Source organism: Streptomyces sp. NBC_00704 (assembly GCF_036226605.1).
Classification (GTDB): domain Bacteria; phylum Actinomycetota; class Actinomycetes; order Streptomycetales; family Streptomycetaceae; genus Streptomyces.
Window position 1 is genome coordinate 4275085 of the sequence record NZ_CP109000.1, and the last position, 20388, is coordinate 4295472.

The following is a 20388-nucleotide window of genomic DNA, read 5'->3' on the forward strand; positions in this document are numbered from 1 at the left end:
CAGCGCAGAAAATCGCGGGAACGAGCCGAAAAACGGGGGCCGGAGTACCGGCGGACGGGGAGGGAAAACACCCGGAAATGCAACAGCCGGGGCCCGCACCCCAAGGTGCGGGCCCCAGCTGCAGAAGTATGCGTCAGCGCCCTGTGTCAGGCGGGGACGATGTTCTCGGCCGTCGGGCCCTTCTGGCCCTGCGCGATGTCGAACGACACCTTCTGGCCTTCCTGGAGCTCGCGGAAGCCCTGGGCGGCGATGTTCGAGTAGTGGGCGAAGACGTCAGCGCCGCCGCCGTCCTGCTCGATGAAGCCGAAGCCCTTTTCCGCGTTGAACCACTTCACGGTGCCGGTTGCCATAACTGTCTCCTTCGGGACGGTGCTCGGAGTTCGCCCTGTGCGTACTCCGGTCGCCGTGATGATCAACCCGTCGGAAAACCTCAAGGCAACCACAACTGCAACTGGTCTCGACACTAGCACGGCGTCATTACGGCCGGACGAAAAATAATTCCGACCCAGTTCCGCCCGAGGGAATAACCGTCGCGCGCCACGACTATTTCTCCTGCCGCGGACGTAGATATTCCGCCGTCGTGGGTGCGGTGTCCTGGGCGACCGCCGCCGATGCGGAGCCGTGACCTGCCCCGATGCCGTGCCGGGGCCCGGTTTCGCGGGCCGTGGCCGACGCGTTCCCGAGCGGCGCCGCTGCCGCCGCCGAGACGAAGGACACATCCCCTGGTCGGCGGGGTTCCGGCGGGCGGATCCGCAGGCCAGGGCGTGGAACCTCGGACATCAGTTCGGCGTCAAGCAAGTCGGACAGACTGACGTTCGGACGACTCGGGGTGGGCGCGCGGTGGACAGGCGGATCAAGACGGCGGCGGCCTGTCTCCTTCTCATGGCGGGACTGGCCACCGGCTGCACGGCCGAATCCTCGGCGGCCTCCGACTCCGGCTCCGCCGCACCGGGCCGCTCCGCCTCGCCCACCCGGGCCGCGCGGGGCGAGGCGGGCGCTGCGGCACGGGACGCCGTCCGGGCCGCGTACCGCAAGTGGGGGCTCAAGCCGCTCGCCGCGCCGCCCGCCCCTCCCAAGGTCAAACCGGTGGGACGCAAAGCCGCCGACGGCGGGGTCCCGGTGGTCAGCGAGATACCCACCGAGCAGAAGATCGTCTTCCTCACGTTCGACGACGGCGCGGAGAAAGACCCCCGGTTCGTCACGATGATGCGCGAACTGAAGATCCCCTTCACGATGTTCCTGACGAACGCCGCCATCAGCGCCGACTACGGCTATTTCGAACCGCTGCGCAAACTCGGCGCCGGCGTGCAGAACCACACGCTCACGCATCCGAACCTGCGCACGCTGGGCGCGTCAGCCCAGAAGCAGGAGATCTGCGGCCAGCAGGACAAGCTCAAGCAGCATTACGGCTCCACGCCCCGGCTGTTCCGTCCGCCGTACGGCAACTACAACGAGGACACCCGGGCGGCCGCCGCGTCCTGCGGCATCGAGGGCATCGTCCTGTGGCGCGAGTCCATGCAGATCACGAACATGCAGTACCAGCGCGGCGACAAGAAACTCCACCCGGGCGACGTCATCCTGGCCCACTTCCGCGGACCGTCCGAGCTGAAGGGCACCACGATGACGGAGATGACAGCCAACCTCCTGCGCCACGTCCAGGAACAGGGCTACACGGTCGCCCGCCTGGAGGACTACCTGTAGCCGACCGCTGACCCGATGACCGCCGACCGCCGGATGATTCGACCGCCCGGCCCACGGGTCACCGGCTGACGGCTACCAGCCACGGGCTACCGGTCACCGGCTACCGGTCACCGGCTACCGGTCACCGGCCACCGGGCTGACGCTCGTGGTGTCGTGGGACGCGGTGTCGCCGGCGTGAGAGTGGCCGTGCGGGTGGACGTGCGGGTAGAGGGGGCGGAGGCGCTCCCAGTGGGCGCTGAGGTGCCGCTCGGCGTCGCGCAGCGCACGGCGCGCGCCCTCCGTGCCGGCCGCCGTGGCCGGACCGGTCCGCTCCGGAGGGCGGTGACGGCCCTGCCGGGGGCGATGGGTGGCCCCCCAGCGCAACAGCAGCACGAAGGCGACGAGAGCCGCCGCCGCGAGGGCGAGAGGAGGATGAGCGCTCACGGGTTCCCTTCCTGGCGAGCGGGCCGCCGGGTCGGCGTCCCTGCCGGTCGGCACCCCGGTACCCCGGAAGGCCCTGACCTACCGCGCGCCGGACGACCGTCACCGGAACGTGTCCCGCCCGCCCGGGGCCGTGGACCGGGGCCGGCCTCACGACGCCAGCCGGCGCCGGTCCTCCTCGTCCCACTTGCGGGTGTCGCGCGGCTGGACGTAGGGCTCGTCGTCGGCCGGGTGACCGCCCTCGACGGCCCGCTGACGCACCATCTCCGCGTCGAACTCCAGGCCCAGCAGGATCGCCAGGTTCGTGATCCACAGCCACACCAGGAACACGATCACGCCGGCCAGGGTTCCGTATGTCTTGTTGTACGAGGCGAAGTTCGCGACGTACAGCGCGAACCCGGCGGAGGCGGCCATCCAGATCAGCAGGGCGAGGAAGCTGCCCGGCGTGATCCAGCGGAAGCCGCGCACCCGGGCGTTCGGGGTCGCCCAGTACAGCAGCGCGATCATGGCGGTGACCAGGACCACCAGCACCGGCCACTTGGCGATCGACCAGGCCGTCACCCCCGCGTCGCCGACTCCCAGCGCCGTGCCCGCCTGACGGGCGAGGCCACCCGTGAAGACGACGATCACCGCGCTGATCACGGCCATCACCATCAGGGCCACGGTCACGCCGACCCGCACCGGCAGCACCTTCCAGACCGGACGGCCCTCGGGGACGTCGTAGACCGCGTTGGCGCTGCGGATGAACGCCGCGACGTACCCGGAGGCCGACCACACCGCCAGCAGCAGGCCGACGATCGCCATGACCGAGCCGATGCCGCCCTTGCCCTGCATCTGCTGCACCGCGCTGCGCAGGACGTCCTGCGCCGGGCCGGGGGCCAGCTTCTGGATGTTGTCCAGGACCGTCTGCGTGGCCGAGTGCCCGACGATGCCCAGCAGCGAGACCAGCGCCAGCAGCGCGGGGAACAGCGCCAGGATCGAGTAGTAGGTCAGGGCGGCGGCCCGGTCGCTCAGCTCGTCCTTCTTGAACTCCTTCAGTGTGCCCTTCAGCACCGCCGACCACGAGCGCCGGGGCAGGTCGGACGGACTGTCCGGGGCACGCCGCTCCACCTCCTCGTCCGGCCCGGCGGTGACGACGTCCGCGTCCCCTTCGTCACGTCCCCGGCCGCCGTCGACGGCGCCGTCCCCGCCACCGTCTCCGCCGCCGTCCGGGCTCCCGTCGTGGTTCCGGCTCCCGTGACCGGGGCCTTCGGCGGCCCGGTCACGCACCGTCTCGTCCTCGCGCGCGGCGGCGTCGCGCCCCTCGTGCTCCTCGTGGCGTCCGTGCCACCCGCGCCGCTTCAGTGTCCGTGTCATGCCGTTCGGGTATCCGGCCCGGATCGACACATGCCCACATTTCAGACATAAGGAATTTTCGGTCACGGTGGACACCGGAAACCGGAAGCCGTTCGTCCGTGCGGGTCTTCGGTCCGGCCGGCGCGGGTACCCGGTGTCGTGCGAAAGGACCGTGAACACAACGACGCGGCAGGCCGGCCACGAGCACGACGGTGATCGCGACGAGCGATCGCGACCGGCTGCCGACGACCGGCGAACCAGGAGGTGCTCATGAGCACGGTGAAGGATGCGGTGGACGTCGAGGTGCCCGTCCACACGGCCTACAACCAGTGGACGCAGTTCGAGGAGTTCCCGAACTTCATGGAGGGCGTCGAGGAGGTGCGTCAGCTCGACGAGCGGCACAACCACTGGACCACCAAGATCGGCGGGGTCCGGCGCGAGTTCGACACCGAGATCGTCGACCAGCTGCCCGACGACCGCATCACCTGGCGGGTCGTCGGCGGCGAGACCCAGCAGCGGGGCTCGGTCCGGTTCGAGCGGCTGGACGACACCCACACGCGGGTGGAACTCGTGATGGACGTCGAGCCCTCCGGCATGGCCGAGAAGGGCGCGGACATGCTCGGCATGATCGACCGCCGGGTCAAGGGAGACCTCCACCGCTTCAAGGACTACGTCGAGGGCGGCGGCGGCGAGACCGGCGCCTGGCGCGGACGCATCCGTCCGGAGAACCCCGGCTCCACCCTCTGACCGACCGAGGCTCTGAAAGGGGACGGTGGCATGCAGACCTTCCTGCCCTATCCCGATTTCAGGGCCTCGGCGCTCGTCCTGGACCGGCGCCGGCTGGGCAAGCAGCGGGTCGAGGCGCTCCAGGTCCTGCGCGGTCTCGTCCGGCCCGGCTACGGGTGGCGCAGGCATCCGGCCGTGCGCATGTGGGCCGGCTACGAGGAGGCGCTGGTGCGGTACGGGCTGGAGATCTGCCGGGCATGGTGCGACCTGGGTCACCAGGACACCTGCGCGGCCACGCTGGTCGCGGACTTCACGGCGTCCCGTCCCCTTCCGCCGACCGCGACCCCGGGAACCCCGGCCCGCGACCAGGAGCGGCTCGCGGCCGCCGGGGAACTCCCGCCGTGGCTCGGCGAGGACGCCTTCCACCGCAGCCACCGCTCGGCGCTGGTGCGCAAGGACCCGGACGTCTACACCCCGCTCTTCCCGGACGTACCCGACGACCTCCCCTACGTCTGGCCCGCCTCGGACCGCGCCGACGCCCACGACGACCCCGCCGGCCCGCCCGAAATCCCCCGCCGGCCCCGCTGACCGACCCCTCCCCTTCAGCCGCCCCGTCCTGCCCCGCTCCCGGCGGTCGGCCTCCCCATGTCGGCCGGCCCGCTTGCGACGGTCGGCCTCCCCCTGTCGGTCGACTCGCCCCCGGCGGTCGGCCTCCCCCTGTCGGTCCGTGTCGCGCCTGTTGCGCCGCCGGGCCCGCCCGCCTCGCCGTGTCCCTTTCGCGTGTCCCTTTCGCGTGTCCCTTTCGCGGTGATCCGCTCCGCGGTGATCCGCTCCTCGGTGATCCAGAAGACGGTAAGAACCACGCGTCGCACGGCCTCCGCGTACAACCTTCCGCCGGGACGGGCCGTCCACATTCGCGCCCGGCGGCGGACCCCGCGCCGGGACCCGTTCCTCGTCCCGGTCCGTCACGCGGCCGGTCCGTTCCCCAGGGGGATGCAATGAGTCCTGTCTCCGTCGTGCGTGCGCTGCGCCGCGCCGCCTGTGCCGCAGCCGTGGGCGCGCTCGCCGCCGCCGGTCCGGGCGGCGGGGTCGCCTTCGCCGACGACGAGCCGCAGAGCGACCAGCTGGCGATAGAGGCGCCCTACGAGCAGTCGGTGACCGTCGCCCCGGCCGACGGCGGCACGGCGCAGTACCGCTCCCTCGCGCTCGGTCTGACGCACTACAACGACTTCTACACCGTGACCGGCGGCCGGCTGACCGTCGACGTCTCCGGGCTCGCCGGGATCGCCGAGGTGGCCTGGCCCGACAACTGCGCCCCGGACGGCTCCGGCGCCGTCGCCGTCTGCGACGCCGGGGCGGTGCCGGTCCGCTACGACGCACAGGTGCACCTGAGGGTGCGGGCAGTGGCGGGCGCCGCCGTGGGAGCACAGGGCGCGATCGAGTACTCGGCCGAGGCCGCGGGCGGCCCCGACGGGACGCTGTCGGCCCCGCAGGGCTCCGCCGAGACCTTCGTCACCGTCGGCTCCGGTCCCGACCTCGGCGCCACCGCCCCGAAGGACGTCACCGGCGCCGCGCCCGGCACCCGTCTCACCGTGCCGTTCGCCGTCACCAACACCGGCAACGAGACCGCGCACGGCTTCAGTGTGAAGATGTGGGCGACGTACGGCCTCGGCGTCGTCACCCATTACCCGCAGTGCGCCTACACCGGACCGGACGGGACCGACACCCAGTACCCGGGCATGACCTACGCGACCTGCACCTTCGACACCGACGTCGCGCCCGGCGCCACCGTGTCGCTGCCCGGGCCGCTGCGGCTCGCGGTCACCCGGCATGCGCTGCACGACCGGTTCGACTACGAGGTCGAGCCCGTCGGCGACGTCACCGACCTCGACTCCTCGGACAACGGCCGCGCCCTGCACGTCGACGCCGTCAACACCGCCGACTTCGCCGTGCGCGGCGACCGGGCGAGGGGCGCGGCCGGCGACACCGTCACCGCCGGGTTCCGCTTCGTCAACCACGGTCCGGCCTGGGTCGCCAACATCGCCTCCGGGGACCCCGTCGCCGTGCTCGACTACCACCTCCCGCCGGGCACCACCGCCACGTCCGTGCCCGCGACCTGCCACAGCGCCTGGACCTCCGGCGACGACCCGGCCGTCGGCCACTACGCCTGCACCCTGCCGACCTGGGCCAAGCCGCACCTGAAGGCCGACTTCCCGTTCCGGCTGCGCATCGACCGGGTCGTGCCCGGCGCGACGGGTCACGTCACCGTCCACACCCACACCGACGTGCCCGGCGACTTCGACCCGAAGAGCGCGAACGACTCGGCCGAGGTCGTCGTCAACCCGACCGCCTGAGCATTCCTCCTGCCCTCTCCTGCCCCCAGGTCGATGACCTGGGGGTTTCTTCTATGCTGTCCATTTCGGCGAAAGCCGCGCAGTGCTCCGATAGCATGTTCGATCTCGCGACGAACGCCCCCTGCCCGCCCTTCACGGACAAAGCCGCCCTTCGGCGGGAGAACGACCCAGCCCGCCGGAACTCACCACTGGTCAGAGACTTGATACCGATGCCACCGCGGACGTCCGCGCGAATAAAGAGCAGCAGTGCGCCCCCCGACGGGCGTCGGCCACGGGTGACCGTGACGGCCGCGGCGGGCGTCGTGGTCCTCGGATTCCTCGTCACGCTCGAACTCGTCGCACGCCGTCTGGGACTGCCGGGCCCGCTCACCGCACAGGTGCGGGAAGTGGTGTTCCCGCCCAAGTCGGGCGGCCTGCTGTACGCGAGCATGGCGCTGATGCTGGTGGTCCTGCCCTGGCGGCAGCGGTTCGTCGCGCTCGGCGCGGCCCTCGGCATCGACCTCGTCTTCTTCGCCGTCCGGTGGGCGGCCGGCATACAGGTGACCGAGGGCCACCCCTTCGGCAACGGGGCCCTGCTGGTGACGCTCGGCTGCGCGGTGGTCGCCGTCACCCGTCGTACCGGGCGCGAGCGCGTCCTGCTGCTGAACGGCGTCGGACTGGCCCTGCTGCTGATGGCCGGCCGCAAGACCGGGGACACCTGGCTGCTCATCACCTCGAAGACCCGGCCGATGGTGCTCGACCAGTACGTGGCGACCGCCGACCACGCCCTGGGCAGCCCGTCCTGGCTGATGGGCCGGATCGTCACGGCCACCGGCTCGGTCGGCTTCAACTTCCTCGACTTCGTCTACGGCCAGCTGCCGGTCGCCGCGGTCGTCGTCGCGCTCTACCAGCTGCGCAACGTGGCGGCCGAACGCCGCTTCCCGAAGCACTATCTGGTGCGCACCTTCCTGGCGATCGGCGTGGTCGGACCGGCCTTCTACATGATCTTCCCGGTGGTGGGGCCGCTCTTCGCGTACGGCAACGGCACCGAGCACTGGGTGGACGTCAGCCTGTGGACGCAGTCGCACCCCAGCGTGCAGTGGGCGGTGGCCGACCTGTGGCCGAAGACGCTCTCGCCGGTCGGCGCCCCGCATCCCATGCCCTTCGACGGCGTCACCCCCCGCAACTGCATGCCGAGCCTGCACACGGCATGGGCCGTCGCGATCTTCATCCACTCCCGCAAGGGACCGGGGGTGCTGCGGTACGCGGGGGCGTTCTGGCTGGTCGCGACCCTCGCGGCGACCCTCGGCTTCGGCTACCACTACGGCGCCGACCTGATCGCCGGCGTCGTCTTCACGCTCACGATCGAGGGCGCCCTGCGCGCGTACGACCGCGGCTGGGACCGCTCGGGCGTCCTGCTCGTCACGCACGGCGCGGCCGTCTTCACCGCGCTCCTGGTGTCGTACCGCTTCCTGCCCCTCCAGATGGCCCGGCACCCGTGGTTCTACGGCCCCCTCCTGGTCCTGGCCATGGTCTCCGTCGTCTACGCCTACGTACGGACCACGGCGGCCTGGGAGCCGACCGCCACCGTGCCCCGCCAACGCAAGCCGCTGCCCGAACCGGCCTGACCCCCGCCCGCGGGCCGCGGGGCCGGCCCCCGCCCCACCCTCACGGGAGCAGCCCCGGGCCCGCGCCGGTCACGGGGTGCGCGGGCGCGCGTTCCGGGCCTGCCGGAAGTCCAGGTACGCCAGCGCGGCGATCAGCACCGGCACGACGGTCCACAGCAGGGCGAGGCGCAGCCGTCCCGCCGTCAGCCCGGCGACCGCGACCACGACGACGGCACTGCCGACGAAGCCGAAGAACTGACGGTAGGAGCGGAACCCGCCCGTCATCGACGGGGCGGGATCGTCCTCCTCGGCGAACGCGGCCCGCACGGCGTGCTGGTCCCCGTCACGCCGGGCCTGCCGCCAGGCGAGGAACCAGCGCACGACGGCGTAGAAGGCGAGGGTTCCCAGGTAGAACCACCACCCGGAGGCGTCCGTCGGATAGGCACGCGCGAGTGTCATGAGCACCGCGTGCCCGCCTCCCGAGGGAACAGACGGTTCCGTATCGCCCGGCCGGAGCCCGGCGCCGCTACCAGGAGAGGGCGTCGGCCGCGTTGTCCTGCCAGTAGGTGACGGTCGCCGCGCTGTTGAAGAAGACGCCGCCGTTCGGCAGGTTGAGCGTCTTCTCCGCGCCGGTCGCGCGGCCGTTCCGGTCGGTGAAGAAGACGCCCAGGGTCTTCTCCGTCGCGCCGCCCTCGCCGTCGGGGGAGTACGTCAGGACGCCCGCGTAGGCGGACTCGCCGGGCGCGAGCGTCACCACGGCCTGCGGCGTGGTCTCGTCGGCCCACGCCATCACGGCCTGCGCGTCGGCGCCGGCCCTCAGGTCCGGGGCGCTGAAGGCGTAGCAGGGCTTCGTGCCCGTGTTGGTGGCCTTGAGCAGCAGGTGGTTGAGCGGGCGGGCCACCTCGGTGACGGTCAGGCGGGTGTTGGCCGTGGTGCAGGTGACCGCCGAGGCGGCCTTGTTCGTCGCGGCGGCGGCGGTCTGCCCGGCGGCCTGGACGCCGACCAGCGCCAGAGCGGCGGCGGCGACGACCATGGAGGAGGCGGACGTGCGGGAGACGGGGCGACGAGTGGCGTTACGCATGGAGGAACTGCTTTCTGCGATAGGCGGCGTGCGGCTGGGCACGCCGGAACTGCGGTCAGGGAAAAGCCGATTGGACGGGCCGAGACCGTGTCCGGTGCGGCGCCGTGCTTGGATGGCTCAAGCCTGCGCCATGCGGCGTCCCGTCCCCCGTTCCGCGGGGAAGTTCGGAACGCCGGGACGCGCGAACGGGCACTCACCAGGGAAGACGTGAACCTCCTGGGATGTCGGACGGAATGGGGGACCGGTGGCGGCGGGCGAAGAGATCGCTGATTTCGCGGCGCTGATGCGCGAGTTGAAACAGCGGTCGGGGCTGAGTTACGAGGCCCTGGCGAAACGCGCGCACATGAGCACCTCGACGCTGCACCGGTACTGCAAGGGGACCGGAGTGCCGGGCGACAACGCGGCCGTGGCCCGCTTCGCCCGCGTGTGCCGGGCGACTCCCGAAGAGGTGGGCGAACTGCACCGGCGCTGGGTCCTCGCCGACGCGGCACGCGAACGCGCCCGTCGCGCCGCCGCGAACACCCGCCCGGACACCACCCCGAACCCCCACCCGGCGCCCCCAGCAGACCCCCCGCCGGCCCCGCCCACCCCGAACGGCCCGACGGCGGCGAGCGGGCCGACGGCGGTGAGCGGCTCCACTACGCCGAGCGGGCCGACGGCGGCGAACGGCCCCGTCGACCCGCCTGCGCACACGCCCACGCCCACGCCCGCTCCCACACCCGAGCCGTCCCCGCAGTCGGCCACCCCCACCACTCCTCTCCCGGTCCCTCTCCCCGCCCGCCCCACGCCGGGGCTGCTCCGGCACGTCCGCCGACGATGGGCGCTGATCGCGGCGGGCGCCGCCCTCGCGCTGGCCGTGGCCACCGCGCTCACCCTCGACCTGCGGGGCGGGGAGACGGGAGACCGCGCGGGCGACGCCGGACGCCCCGCGACCGTGGCCTCCACCGTCCCGGAAACCTCCCCGCCCGCCCCCTCGTCCTCGCCCTCCCTGTCGGCCTCGTCGTCGAGCCTCTCCCCGTCCCCCGGAACGGCCGACGCCACGCCGTCGGGCCGCGCCCCGCACGGCGACGTCGCGGCTCCGCTGACGGTGAGCACCCGGACCTACGCCTGGGACGACCCGCAGTGCGAGGCGAGGTACCTGATCGACCGGCCGCCCGGCCAGGTCTCGCCGCCGGTGATGGGCCAGGACGTTCCCGGCTGGGTGAAGTCGCAGGGCGCCGTCGCCGCCGACGGGCAGCGGGTCGCCCTGACCGTTCAGGGCACCGGCGACGACACCGTCGTCATCGAGTCCCTGCACGTCCGCGTGGTCGACTCGGGCGCGCCCCCGGCGTGGAACGCGTACGAGGGCTCCTCGGGCTGCGGCGGAGGCGTGGAGACGAGGTCGTTCGCCACGGACCTCGACGACGCCCACCCCGCCATCGTGCCGCGGGCCGGCCAGCGAGGCGTCCCCTACAAGGTCAGCCGGACCGATCCCGAGGTGCTGTACATCACCGCCCACGTCAGCGCCCACGACGTGCGGTGGTACGTGGAGCTTCAGTGGTCGAGCGGCGGCCGTCAGGGCACCGTCCGCATCGACGACCACGGAAAGCCCTTCCGCACCAGCGGCAGCCGGGGCCGCCCCCTCCACGAGTACCTGCTCGGCGGCACCGAGTGGCTGCGGGTGGAGGGCCAGGGCGAGGGCGACACCGCCTGAGCCCGGCGCACCGCGGCCACCCGGCCCGGCGACGCTGCTAGCCCGCGCGCTCGGCGGTCCAGGTGATGTGCGGCGGCTCGACCCGCGCGCACAGGGGTCCGCCCCGCGCGTCGGTCAGGCCCAGGCGTCCGACCAGCAGCCCCTCGCGCGCGGCGGCGGCGAGCACGTCGTCGGGGACGACGTCGAGCATGAGCTTGGCGCGGCGGAACATCGAGAAGACGCCCGACGCGTCCACCGTGCCCCACGACAGGTAGACGAACCGCCGCCCCAGCCGGTCCTGCACATAGGGCCCCCTGACCTCGGTGCCGTCCGCCGAGGTGCTCGCGGTGCACTCCAGGGTCCAGGTCGCGGACGGCGCGTCGCCGGGCTGCGGGTCGAGGAGTTCGGCCGGACGGTCCCGCCGCTGGACGGCGACATGGACGTTGCCGCGGGCGGGCACCGCGCCGTCGGCGGATCCGGGATGGGTGAGACCGGGCAGATCGACGGCGTCGATGCGAATACGCATACCCACCATCATCCCGCCCCCCGTGGCCGCCCCCCGTGGCCGCCCCCCTCGCCGCCCCTCGTCGCCCGGTCCGTCGCGCCGTCTCCGGGACGGTGATCGTGGATGCCGTACTGAGCATGCGCGCTCAGGAGGGTTGAGTACACGACCGGATCACCGGGCACGGGCCGGCGCGCTGGGATGAGGGCATGAACACCGCCCCGCAGTCCGGCGCAGCCCGCGCCGTCACCGGATGGTCCGTCGCCGGGCTCGTCCTCCTCGTGCCGAGCGTCGTCATGGCGTGGCTCGCCGTGGTCTCCACCCCTCGCGGCGGCAACTGCCTGATGTACGGCGAAGAGTGTTCGACGGTCCCGCACGAGGCCCTCGAGGGCTGCTTCTGGTTCGCTCTCGCGGTGGGTCTGCTGGCACTGGTGTGGCCCCGGACCCGGTGGACGGGGGCCAGGACCGGGACCGTACTGGTGCAGTGGGGTGCTCAACTCACCCTGATCGCACTGATCCTGAGTGGCGCGTGACATGAGACGGCGACCGACGTCGGCAGGAACAGACACCCGGGGCTGCCGCTCGTCAGGCGGACGGAGGCGGTGAACGCCCCACGAACCGCCCTGACGGTCCATCATGATGGTCGACATGACGCTGCATCAGCGAAATCGGCGGGCACACCGGCCGGGTTCTCCAGGTCGTCCCGTCCCGCTCACCTTCAGCGCGCGGGCCATGGCCGCCTCGGGTCCGGCGGCCGAGGTCATGGTGTGACCGAGTCCGAAGGAGGGGAGGCGGCGCCGGCACGGCGAAGCCTTCGTGACTTCACCGGAGAAGAGGTCTGGGCCGACCTGCTGGAGCGTTCCTTCGAACGGAGGCACCCGGCGGGCACCGTATTGCTGCGGCAGGGCGAGCCCGGAACGCACGTGCTCGCCGTCGTCACGGGCGTGGCCAAGGTCATCCGCCGGGAGCGGAGCGGTGATCTGTCGCTGCTCGCCTTCCGCGGCCCGGGTGAGCTGCTCGGGGAGGTGGCGGTGCTGGACGACGGCGTCCGCTCGGCGAACGTCGAGTCCATCTCGCCGTGTGTCGTGGGTGTTTTGGGCAAGGCGGACTTCCTGTCATTCGTCGGTGACCGCGGTCTGTTCCCCACGCTCGTGAGGTATGCCCTCACGCGGCTGAGGGAGTCGGACGAGGCTCGAGGCGGCGGCGACATCCGCGTCCGGTTGGCCGCCGCACTGGTGTACCTGATCGACATCTCGGCGCAGCCCTCCATCCCGCTCGGCGCGGGGGGCGCTGTGGAGCTCGCGCTCACCCGGCACGAGCTGGCACAGCACCTGGGGGTCTCCCGGAACACGGTCACCACCGCACTGCGCGCCCTGGCGTCATGCGGTGTGCGCGCGGACCGCAGGCGGATCGTCGTCGACGACCTGCTGGCTCTGCGACTCACCGCCGACGGGGAGACGTAGGGCGAACGCACCGGCGTGTGTGGCGTGCGTCACGCCGCTTCTGCACGCCGCGAGCACACGGTCACCCCCCTTCCCGGCAGGCTCGAGCTGTCCACGACGAACGACGTCCCATGCGAGGAGATCCCGTGCCACGTACCGACCAGCCCTATGCCCGCAGCCGTTCGCTTCCCCCCTACCGCGGCATCCTGGCCGTCGACGCCAAGGACTTCACCGGGTACCCGGCCGTTCAGCACGGGTCGATCAGCAGGATGATTCCGGAGCTTCTGAACGCGTCGTTGGAACGTGCCGGGCTCGCGGAGGTGTGGAAGGACCGGAGGTTCCCGGACTCCACGGGCGACGGTTACGTGTTCGGTTTCGATCCCGCGGTCATGCCGTTCGTCGTCCACCCCTGGCTGGCCGCCCTCCAGGACGTGCTGACGGACTTCAACATGAACTCGGCCGGTGTGGTGCGTATCCGCTTGCGGGCCAGCCTCAACATCGGACCGTTGCCCGACACGGGCGACGAGTTCGACGGCAACGGCACACCGCGCAACGACACCCACCGTCTGCTGGACTCACGTCCCGTGAAAGCCGTGCTGGCGGCTTCCAGCGCCCATGTGACGCAGGTCGCGGCCATTCTCTCGGACCGGTGTTACCAGGACGTGGTGGCGAGCGGGTACACGGGACGTCATCCGGACCACTTCATCGAGGTGCCGGCGACGGTCGAGGGCAAACCGTTCGCCCAGCGGGCCTGGCTCTACGTGCCCACGCCGTCCGGCAACCTGTACGACCGCCGTGTCCTCGGCGACCAGGTCATCGACGACCAGGAGAAGCCCCGGACCGCCGGCGAGGACGGCCGGCGCGACGCCGGCCGCAAGGCGACATCCGCGCCGAGGTCGGTGGTGCGGGCCGACCGCAGCAACGTCAACAGCGGGACGGTGCACGGCGGTCAGCACATCAGCAACGTCGACGGGGGTGGCGACCACATCGGCGGTGACTACGTCCGCGGCAACAAGACGGGCACGATCCACGGAAACCAGGGCGACACCGTCCACGGTGACAAGCACGAGGATCACCGATGAGCGCGGCCGGCGATGAGCCGGCCCCGTCGGGCCTGGACGTGAGCTCCCTCGCCGCCTCGGACGCCGGGCCGCCCGAGGTCGGCTCGAAAGCCGGGAACGCCGACCGCTCCGAAGACGTCACGCGGGAGTCCACGGACGACGAGGAGTTCAGTGACGGGACGTTCGACGAAGGCTTCGACGACGAACCGCTGGGGGCCCCGGGCGCCGACGGGCTGACGCACACGTACTACATCTACGCGTCGCACAGCAACATCAACACCGCCTCCGTCCGCGGGGGGCAGCGCGTGGACAACGGTGCGGGCTCTCCAGGACCAGGTGGCGGCGGCCCGCGCTTCGTGGCTCACGAGGGGCCGGTCTCCGCGCCGGAGATCCTGGACGCGGTGACCGGCTTCGCCGAACCGGAGTGGTTCCCGGCAGCTTTGGCGGAACTCGACGGGCGGGTGCTGTTCCTGTCCGGTGAGCAGGGCTCGGGCCGCCGGACGGCCGCACTGAACCTGCTCTACCGCCACACGGGACGCAGCATGCACTTGCGGGCGGTCGACAACGACGAGGACCTCGCGGCCTGGCGCCCCACCGACACCGATACCCGCGGATACCTGGTGGACGGCCTGTTACCGGCCCGTCCGCTGAAGCCCGGGACGGTGGGCAACCTGAGGCGTCTGCTGAACGACGCCGACGCCCGCATGGTGATCGTGCTCCCCGACGACCCGGTCGTCGTACGGAGCCTTTCCCGCGATCTCCACGTCACCCCTGTGCGCTGTGCGCCGCCGCCACCGCGCGCGGTGTTCGAGGCACGCCTGGCGGCCGAGGTGCCGAACCCGGCGGAACGGGACCGGTTGCTCTCCTGCCTGGAACCCGGCCTGCTGGACGAACTGCTCACCGGCCGGCTCGTGCCCGCCCAGGTCCGCGAACTGGTCGACGCGGTCATCGGAGCCGTCGACGGGGAGATGACGTCGGGCGACATCCGCGACCGTCTGAGCTACCTCGCCGACGAAGAGATCCCCGGCCTTCTGGACAGCCTCCGCGACGACCCCGACGGCCTCGCCTTCCTCCTGGCGACCTGCGTGTTCGAGGGACTCGACCACCGCATCGTGCGCGAACAGGCAGAGCGCCTCATGGACATGGCCGACGGCCAACTGGACTCCGTCCTGCGGAAGAGCGACGGCGATCCGTCCGGCGCCCGCGTCGGCGGGGAGGCCGGCGGACCGGGCCGGCACGAGCCGGGCCGGTCCGCGAACCACTCGCCGGGCGCGCAACCGAACCCGCGCTTCGTCTTCCGGCGCTCGCTGGAGGACCTGCTGCGCACGGTGCGTGCCGAGTACGGGACCAGGGAGTACCACTCGGCGCACGGCTACACCTACGTGGTGGAACCGGTGAGGTTCACCCGGCACCGGCAGGGGGAGGCGGTGCTGAAGCACGTATGGCGGGAGTACGGCCGCCTCTCCGTTCTTCTGACGAAGTGGATGGGCGAGGTCAACGGGGCGAACGACGTGACTGAGCCGGTCGGCCGGGTCATGGGCATGGCCGCCAGGTGGGGCGGTGGGCGCAGGGCACTGCTGCACATCCGAGAACTGGCGGGGTCGGACCGAGCCACCGGCAGGGCCGTCGCCGCCTACGCGCTCGGGATGGCGGCCGAGGATCCCGTCCTCGCAGGTGAGGTCAAGTACCGCCTTGTCCAGTGGAGTGTCCACACGAGTTGGCAGGTCCGCTGGACGGTGGCCCGCTCGTGCGGGACCGGATTCGGCGTCGCCCGGCCGGACCAGGCCATGCGGCTGCTGCGCAACGTCTTCCGCGGCGAGGGGAGTCAACAGGAGCAGGCGGTCGCGAAGGTGGTCCGCGGCTCCGTGTCCAACCTGTTCTCCGCGGGCAATCAACCGACGGTCTTCCGGCACCTCATCGAATGGACCGGGACCGGAGGCACCGGTGTCGCCCGCCTGGCGCTGGAAGTCTTCCCCAGCCTGCTGGCCCTGGGCACCTGGTGCCAGGATCAGCTGGGCGGCGAGGGGGAGTTCGCGGGTCCCATCGTCGACCTGACCCGCCGTCTCCTCGATGACGACGTGCTGTCCGACCCGATGTGCCGAGCCGTTCTCGTGCGGTGTCGCGCGGCCGCCTGGGACGACCGGCAGAAGGCAGCCGTCGAGACCCTTCTGAAGACCCTCGCTCAGGACATGCGCCATGGCGTCCTGCGCCTCTTCGTCATGATCGACCGGGCCGGAGATCCCGGCATCGTCGGTCAGCGCATCGCTCGGCAGGCTCTGAACGCATGGCGCAATGGCGCACCGCCGCCGTTCCCGGGGCCGGCCACCCGCCCCACGCGACCGCACGGGAGGACACCGTGACAACCGAAAGAAGCCATCCCGTCTGCACCCGGGCCGCCCACGCCCCCTGGCGGGAGATCCTTCGGCAACGCTGGTCCGGACGCCGGGACCGGACGCTGGTCCTCGTGGCCGCGGACGGCGCCCACCACGTGCTCGGTTCCGGCGAGCGGGGCGGGACGGCCGTGCACGACGACCCGCCACCGAGTCTCTTCGCCCGGTACGACGGCGCCTTCCACGTCGACCTGGCGGAGCGTTCGGCGACCCAGCCCGTCGCGCTGGCGACTCCGTACGGGACGGAGCCGGTGGACCTGCGCCTGCTGTGGTGGGTGCACGACCCGGCACAGGTCGTACGGACCCGGCCCACGGACGGCTGGGACACCGTGCGCAGGGACCTCAACCGGCGCCTGCGCCGACTGGAGGACGACTGCGAGGCCGACGGCCAGGGACTCAGCGCTTCGGTGATGATGCAGCATCTGGCTGCGTCGTTCCCGCTCGACGACGTCGGCCTCACCTACCGGGTCACGGACGTCCAGGCCCGGGACGAGGAGGGAGAGGTGCGCCTGGGGCGGGCGGGTGCGGCCGAGGCGCCCTTCGCGTGGACCGCCGATCGACGGGAGGAGTACCGGTTCTGCCTGGAGGCCGTCCGCAACGGTCCTGTCTCCCTGGCGGCGCTGTGGCTTCTCAGGCACCCGGATCAGGTCAGCCAGGTACTGGACTGGTCCGTGCACAACCAGAGCCTGATCCGGCAGGAGACCACATGGCAGGACGAGATGGCGGTGCTGCTGGGCAAGCTCTCAGACGAGGAGCGCCAGGAGCTGTCCGAGCTGTTGCGTGACCGTCTCCACGCTCTCGGACGCCGTGTGCCCAAGCAGCAGGATGCGTGGACCCACGGAGGCGGGCCGGACGGAGCGGCGAACGGGAGGGCGCTGTGACGGCCGCGCCCGCACCTCCGCGGACGCGGCGTCACCGTCACCGGCACCCGAACCCCGCTCTCCGCCGTCGCCGGCACCCGGCTGCCGGCATCCCGTACGCGGGACGTCCGGAGACGCTGGCGGCGATGGAGCGACTGATGGCGGCGAACCGGGCGGAGATCGGACGGGCCGACACGAAGGCGGCCGTCCTGCTCGGGGTGACGGGAGCGGTACTCGGCGCGTTCATCGGCGCCTCCCCGAGCCCCGCGATTCTGAGGTGGAGCGCGGTCGTGACCTCGCTCCTGGCCGTCCTCTGTTTCGTGGGCGCCATCATGCCGCGCCACCGTGTCGACACCCGGCAGGACGTCCCGGGCCCCGGCTACTTCGGACACATCACGGCGGACATGGGAAGCCGGCGGCTGAGGCACGCCTTCGCGTGCGCCTCGCGTGATCCCGCCGGGCCCTTGCTGGCCTCCCTGCTGGTCACCAGCGACATCATCCGCAGGAAGTACCGGTGGGTGGAGCGGGGCACCATTCTGCTCGTCGCGGCGATCCCGCAGTTCGCGGCGGCCCTGTACACGGCGTGACGCCGCCGCGGCCGAGGTCCGCTGCCGGACCGGACGCGGCCCGGCAGGCCGCCGTCGGAGCGCGCCGATGAGTTTCGCCGCCCGCCCCGGTCTACAGGGCGTACGTCACCGATACGTCGACTGGAGACCCGCCATGACGAACCCCGCGCACCCCGGCCGCATGCTGTTCCTGAACCTTCCCGTCGCGGACCTCGGCCGCAGCAAGGCGTTCTTCGCGGACCTCGGGTTCGGCTTCAACCCGAAGTTCGCCGACGAGTCCTCCGCCTGCATGCTGGTCGGCGAGCACGCCTTCGTGATGCTGCTCAGCCGCGAGAAGTTCGCGGAGTTCGCCAAGCTGCCGCTGGCCGATCCCACCACGCACACGCTGGCGCTGTACTGCTTCAGCGTGGCGTCCCGTGAGGAGGTCGACCAGGTCGCCGCCGCCGCGCTCGCGGCCGGGGGCGCCGAGGTGGACGGCGCGGAAGACCACGGATTCATGTACTCGCGCAGCTTCTACGACCTCGACGGCCACGGCTGGCAGGTCATGTGGATGGACCCGGCGGCGGCCGAGCAGGGCCCCGAGACGTTCGCGGCCTCCGCGCAGGACGCCGGCGCCCCGGCCTGAGCGCGGCGCGGCGGCCGTTCCTGTGCGGCCCCGTCTCCGTGCGGCGCCCGTTCCCGTGCGGCCCCGTCTCCGCGCGGCGCCCGTCCCCGGTCGGCTCCCGCCCGCTCGGTCCGCGTGCTGTCGGTTCGCGCGCTGTCGGTTCGCCCGTTGCGCGCTCGTCGTTCCGGCCGCCGGCGTCAGAGTTCCTTGCGGGGCCAGTCCAGCAGGCGGGCGCCGATGACGGCGGTCTGGAGCGTGTAGCGCTGGGCGGGGTCGGCCGGGTTGGCGCCGGTGAGTTTGTGGATGCGTTCCAGGCGGTAGGTCAGGGCGCGCACGCTCAGGGAGAGGCGCCGGGCGGACTCGGCGGCGACGCAGCCGGAGTCGAAGTAGACGGTGAGCGTGTCGAGGAGGGGCCGGGCGCCGCCGCGGGCCGTGGTGAGGGGGCCCAGGGCGCCGAGCACGAGGTCGGCCATGGCCTGGCGGTCGCGGGTGAGGACGGGGTAGACCAGCAGGTCGGCGGCGTGCAGGACGGGGTCGTCGAGTTCCAGGCGCTCAGCCAGTTCGAGGGTGTTGAGCGCCTCCTCGTACGACTGGACGACTCCGCCGGGGCCGGGCTGCGGCCGGCCGATCGCGACGCGTCCGCCGTCGGTCGCCGCGTGCGCCTGCTTCGCGAAGTGGGTGAGCACCTCCCCCTGGTCGCCGGGCGCGATGCACAGCAACCGCCCGTCCTTGGTGGTGAGCAGGGCGTTGCGTTCGCCGAAGCGGGCGAATACCGACCGCTCGACCTGCCGGGCCACCGGGTCGCCCTCGTCGTAGGCGGTCGGCCCCTGCGCGACGGCCACGGCGTGGGCGTGGGACAGCCGCAGCCCGAAGCGTTCGGCGCGCTCGGCGAGGCGGCCCAGGTCGCTGCGGCCGTGGAGGAGGTCGTCGATGAACTCCCGCCGGGCGGCCTCCTCCTGACGCACGGCGAGCAGTTGGGCGCGCTCGTAGCCCTCGGCGAACGCGTCGATCGCCTGCTGGACGGCGGCGAGCGTGCTGTCGGCCGAGCCCGCGACGGACGGCCAGGACGCGCGCGCGGCGGACAGGTGCGCGCCGACCAGGGCCCGCAGTCCCAGGCCCGCGCCCGCGGCCCGCTCCCCGAGGGCGCGACGGGACTCGATCTCGTCGCGGGTGAGGCGGCGGCCGGTCCGCGCGGCGTCGGCCAGGATGCGGGCGTAGCCGTCCAGGTACTGATCCGGTATCTCGTGTTCCGTCACGCCGCCCCCGTTGTCCCCCGCGCCGATCACGGCCCTTCGCCGACGGCCTGACGGCCGCCACCGGCATCGAGACCCTAGTGAACGCTGCCGGGAACCGGCAATGCGGGCATCCCTTGCCGCCCGGCATCATCACGGCAGGGGAGCACCGCGGACGGTTCCGGTGCCGGGCACCGGCAAGGGTGCCCGGGCCGGAACCGGAGGGGAGCAGTGCCCCCGCCGGCCGAGCGACGTGCGGTGGAGGGGGATCGGACATGCGGAGTCTCGTGGAAGCGGCCACCGGCCTCGCCGCGTTCCCGTTCACCACCGGGTTTCCGTTCACGACCGCGCCCGCGTCCAGCCCCGCGCTCCCGTTCACGGCGGCGCTCGCGCTCAGCGCGGCGCTTCTGTTCGCCACCGGGCTCGTCATGATCGGCGTGTTCCGCTCGGCGCGCGGCGCACGCGAGGGCTTCGACGAACCCGACGGCCCCCCTGAACCCGGCCCCGCGCCGTCCGCGACCGCCGCGGGAACCGCAGGCGACCGCACCGGTGCGGGACGGGCGGCACGGGCCGTCCGGAGCACGCACCACCGCCCGACCGAGCCGCGCCGCCTGATTCGCGGGACCTGACTCGCGCGACTGACTCGCGGGGCGTGTCCCGCGGGGCGTGTCCCGCGGGGCCTCGGTCGCGCCGGCTGACCGCGGCGTCCGGGTCCGCCGTCCGGGCCGGGCCTGCGGTCGCCGCGGTGCGCCTCCGGGCCGGGCCGGGCCGCCCGGGCGCGCGGTCACGACATTCACCCCGCCCACCCCGCCTCAGCCCGCTTCACCCGCCCTCACCTCAACTTGCTCACGAACTT

The 20388-nt window shown here is 72.5% G+C and carries 21 protein-coding genes; 14 read left to right on the forward strand and 7 right to left on the reverse strand.

Going from position 1 to position 20388, the window contains the following annotated elements:
- Window positions 1-146: 146 nt before the first annotated feature.
- The gene (locus tag OG802_RS18670; protein ID WP_030224351.1) at window positions 147-350 is read right to left on the reverse strand and encodes a cold-shock protein; all 204 of its coding nucleotides are present in this window, start codon (window positions 348-350) and stop codon (window positions 147-149) included.
- A gap of 490 nt (window positions 351-840) precedes the next feature.
- Here OG802_RS18670 and OG802_RS18675 point away from each other — a divergent pair, with 490 nt between their 5' ends.
- Entirely contained in the window at window positions 841-1701 is an 861-nt protein-coding gene (locus OG802_RS18675) for a polysaccharide deacetylase family protein (RefSeq protein ID WP_329411949.1), read from the forward strand.
- Window positions 1702-1815: 114 nt separating this feature from the next.
- Here the strand turns inward: OG802_RS18675 and OG802_RS18680 are convergent, their stop codons facing one another.
- On the reverse strand, window positions 1816-2124 hold the full coding sequence (locus OG802_RS18680) for a hypothetical protein (RefSeq protein ID WP_329411952.1): 309 nt from the start codon (window positions 2122-2124) through the stop codon (window positions 1816-1818).
- Window positions 2125-2271: 147 nt separating this feature from the next.
- On the reverse strand, window positions 2272-3477 hold the full coding sequence (locus OG802_RS18685; RefSeq protein WP_329411954.1) for a YihY/virulence factor BrkB family protein: 1206 nt from the start codon (window positions 3475-3477) through the stop codon (window positions 2272-2274).
- 249 nt (window positions 3478-3726) lie between these two features.
- Between OG802_RS18685 and OG802_RS18690 the strand changes: the two genes are divergently transcribed.
- The 4 genes from OG802_RS18690 to OG802_RS18705 all read left to right on the forward strand — a co-directional run bounded on the left by OG802_RS18690 (window position 3727) and on the right by OG802_RS18705 (window position 8143).
- On the forward strand, window positions 3727-4203 hold the full coding sequence (locus tag OG802_RS18690; protein ID WP_329411956.1) for an SRPBCC family protein: 477 nt from the start codon (window positions 3727-3729) through the stop codon (window positions 4201-4203).
- A gap of 30 nt (window positions 4204-4233) precedes the next feature.
- Window positions 4234-4770: an MSMEG_6728 family protein gene (locus tag OG802_RS18695; protein ID WP_329411957.1), complete on the forward strand. Its 537-nt coding sequence runs from the start codon at window positions 4234-4236 to the stop codon at window positions 4768-4770.
- 410 nt (window positions 4771-5180) lie between these two features.
- Window positions 5181-6536, forward strand: coding sequence for a hypothetical protein (locus tag OG802_RS18700; protein ID WP_329411959.1), 1356 nt, complete (start codon window positions 5181-5183; stop codon window positions 6534-6536).
- A 209-nt stretch (window positions 6537-6745) separates the two neighbouring features.
- Entirely contained in the window at window positions 6746-8143 is a 1398-nt protein-coding gene (locus tag OG802_RS18705; RefSeq protein ID WP_443055276.1) for a phosphatase PAP2 family protein, read from the forward strand.
- Window positions 8144-8212: 69 nt separating this feature from the next.
- On the opposite strand, the gene OG802_RS18710 is transcribed toward OG802_RS18705, so the two are convergent.
- Together OG802_RS18710 and OG802_RS18715 are read right to left on the reverse strand one after the other, a co-directional pair.
- Window positions 8213-8581: a hypothetical protein gene (locus OG802_RS18710; RefSeq protein WP_329411961.1), complete on the reverse strand. Its 369-nt coding sequence runs from the start codon at window positions 8579-8581 to the stop codon at window positions 8213-8215.
- 67 nt (window positions 8582-8648) lie between these two features.
- Window positions 8649-9203, reverse strand: coding sequence for a DUF4232 domain-containing protein (locus OG802_RS18715; protein ID WP_329411963.1), 555 nt, complete (start codon window positions 9201-9203; stop codon window positions 8649-8651).
- A gap of 244 nt (window positions 9204-9447) precedes the next feature.
- On the opposite strand from OG802_RS18715, the gene OG802_RS18720 reads away from it, so the two are divergent.
- Complete coding sequence (locus OG802_RS18720) at window positions 9448-10896, forward strand: helix-turn-helix domain-containing protein (protein ID WP_329411965.1); 1449 nt, start codon at window positions 9448-9450, stop codon at window positions 10894-10896.
- A 37-nt stretch (window positions 10897-10933) separates the two neighbouring features.
- On the opposite strand, the gene OG802_RS18725 is transcribed toward OG802_RS18720, so the two are convergent.
- Entirely contained in the window at window positions 10934-11401 is a 468-nt protein-coding gene (locus OG802_RS18725) for a DUF5990 family protein (RefSeq protein ID WP_329411967.1), read from the reverse strand.
- A 185-nt stretch (window positions 11402-11586) separates the two neighbouring features.
- On the opposite strand from OG802_RS18725, the gene OG802_RS18730 reads away from it, so the two are divergent.
- From OG802_RS18730 to OG802_RS18760, 7 genes are all read left to right on the forward strand, one after another.
- Entirely contained in the window at window positions 11587-11910 is a 324-nt protein-coding gene (locus OG802_RS18730; protein WP_329411969.1) for a hypothetical protein, read from the forward strand.
- Window positions 11911-12144: 234 nt separating this feature from the next.
- Complete coding sequence (locus OG802_RS18735) at window positions 12145-12840, forward strand: Crp/Fnr family transcriptional regulator (RefSeq protein ID WP_329411971.1); 696 nt, start codon at window positions 12145-12147, stop codon at window positions 12838-12840.
- A 125-nt stretch (window positions 12841-12965) separates the two neighbouring features.
- A complete protein-coding gene (locus OG802_RS18740) occupies window positions 12966-13901 on the forward strand; it encodes a hypothetical protein (protein ID WP_329411973.1) in 936 nt (311 codons plus the stop codon).
- Window positions 13898-16240, forward strand: a complete 2343-nt coding sequence (locus OG802_RS18745) for a hypothetical protein (protein WP_329411975.1) — start codon at window positions 13898-13900, stop codon at window positions 16238-16240. Before OG802_RS18740 ends, OG802_RS18745 begins: the two co-directional genes overlap by 4 nt.
- On the forward strand, window positions 16237-17151 hold the full coding sequence (locus OG802_RS18750) for a hypothetical protein (protein ID WP_329411977.1): 915 nt from the start codon (window positions 16237-16239) through the stop codon (window positions 17149-17151). The genes OG802_RS18745 and OG802_RS18750 overlap by 4 nt, the downstream gene beginning before the upstream one ends.
- Window positions 17152-17276: 125 nt before the next feature.
- Window positions 17277-17717 carry a Pycsar system effector family protein gene (locus tag OG802_RS18755; RefSeq protein ID WP_329411978.1) on the forward strand — a complete coding sequence of 147 codons (441 nt, stop codon included), beginning with the start codon at window positions 17277-17279 and terminating at the stop codon, window positions 17715-17717.
- A gap of 133 nt (window positions 17718-17850) precedes the next feature.
- Window positions 17851-18321, forward strand: coding sequence for a VOC family protein (locus OG802_RS18760; RefSeq protein WP_329411980.1), 471 nt, complete (start codon window positions 17851-17853; stop codon window positions 18319-18321).
- A gap of 176 nt (window positions 18322-18497) precedes the next feature.
- On the opposite strand, the gene OG802_RS18765 is transcribed toward OG802_RS18760, so the two are convergent.
- Complete coding sequence (locus tag OG802_RS18765; RefSeq protein WP_329411982.1) at window positions 18498-19556, reverse strand: PucR family transcriptional regulator; 1059 nt, start codon at window positions 19554-19556, stop codon at window positions 18498-18500.
- 251 nt (window positions 19557-19807) lie between these two features.
- Here OG802_RS18765 and OG802_RS18770 point away from each other — a divergent pair, with 251 nt between their 5' ends.
- On the forward strand, window positions 19808-20161 hold the full coding sequence (locus OG802_RS18770) for a hypothetical protein (protein ID WP_329411984.1): 354 nt from the start codon (window positions 19808-19810) through the stop codon (window positions 20159-20161).
- The last annotated feature ends 227 nt before the right edge of the window (window positions 20162-20388 follow it).

Coding starts and splice junctions, on each gene's coding strand:
- OG802_RS18725 (WP_329411967.1), bottom strand. CDS start 11,401: ATGCGTATTCGCATCGACGCCGTCGATCTGCCCGGTCTCACCCATCCC.
- OG802_RS18685 (WP_329411954.1), bottom strand. CDS start 3,477: ATGACACGGACACTGAAGCGGCGCGGGTGGCACGGACGCCACGAGGAG.
- OG802_RS18755 (WP_329411978.1), top strand. CDS start 17,277: ATGGAGCGACTGATGGCGGCGAACCGGGCGGAGATCGGACGGGCCGAC.
- OG802_RS18700 (WP_329411959.1), top strand. CDS start 5,181: ATGAGTCCTGTCTCCGTCGTGCGTGCGCTGCGCCGCGCCGCCTGTGCC.
- OG802_RS18745 (WP_329411975.1), top strand. CDS start 13,898: ATGAGCGCGGCCGGCGATGAGCCGGCCCCGTCGGGCCTGGACGTGAGC.
- OG802_RS18730 (WP_329411969.1), top strand. CDS start 11,587: ATGAACACCGCCCCGCAGTCCGGCGCAGCCCGCGCCGTCACCGGATGG.
- OG802_RS18710 (WP_329411961.1), bottom strand. CDS start 8,581: ATGACACTCGCGCGTGCCTATCCGACGGACGCCTCCGGGTGGTGGTTC.
- OG802_RS18695 (WP_329411957.1), top strand. CDS start 4,234: ATGCAGACCTTCCTGCCCTATCCCGATTTCAGGGCCTCGGCGCTCGTC.
- OG802_RS18705 (WP_443055276.1), top strand. CDS start 6,746: ATGCCACCGCGGACGTCCGCGCGAATAAAGAGCAGCAGTGCGCCCCCC.
- OG802_RS18760 (WP_329411980.1), top strand. CDS start 17,851: ATGACGAACCCCGCGCACCCCGGCCGCATGCTGTTCCTGAACCTTCCC.
- OG802_RS18690 (WP_329411956.1), top strand. CDS start 3,727: ATGAGCACGGTGAAGGATGCGGTGGACGTCGAGGTGCCCGTCCACACG.
- OG802_RS18715 (WP_329411963.1), bottom strand. CDS start 9,203: ATGCGTAACGCCACTCGTCGCCCCGTCTCCCGCACGTCCGCCTCCTCC.
- OG802_RS18670 (WP_030224351.1), bottom strand. CDS start 350: ATGGCAACCGGCACCGTGAAGTGGTTCAACGCGGAAAAGGGCTTCGGC.
- OG802_RS18770 (WP_329411984.1), top strand. CDS start 19,808: ATGCGGAGTCTCGTGGAAGCGGCCACCGGCCTCGCCGCGTTCCCGTTC.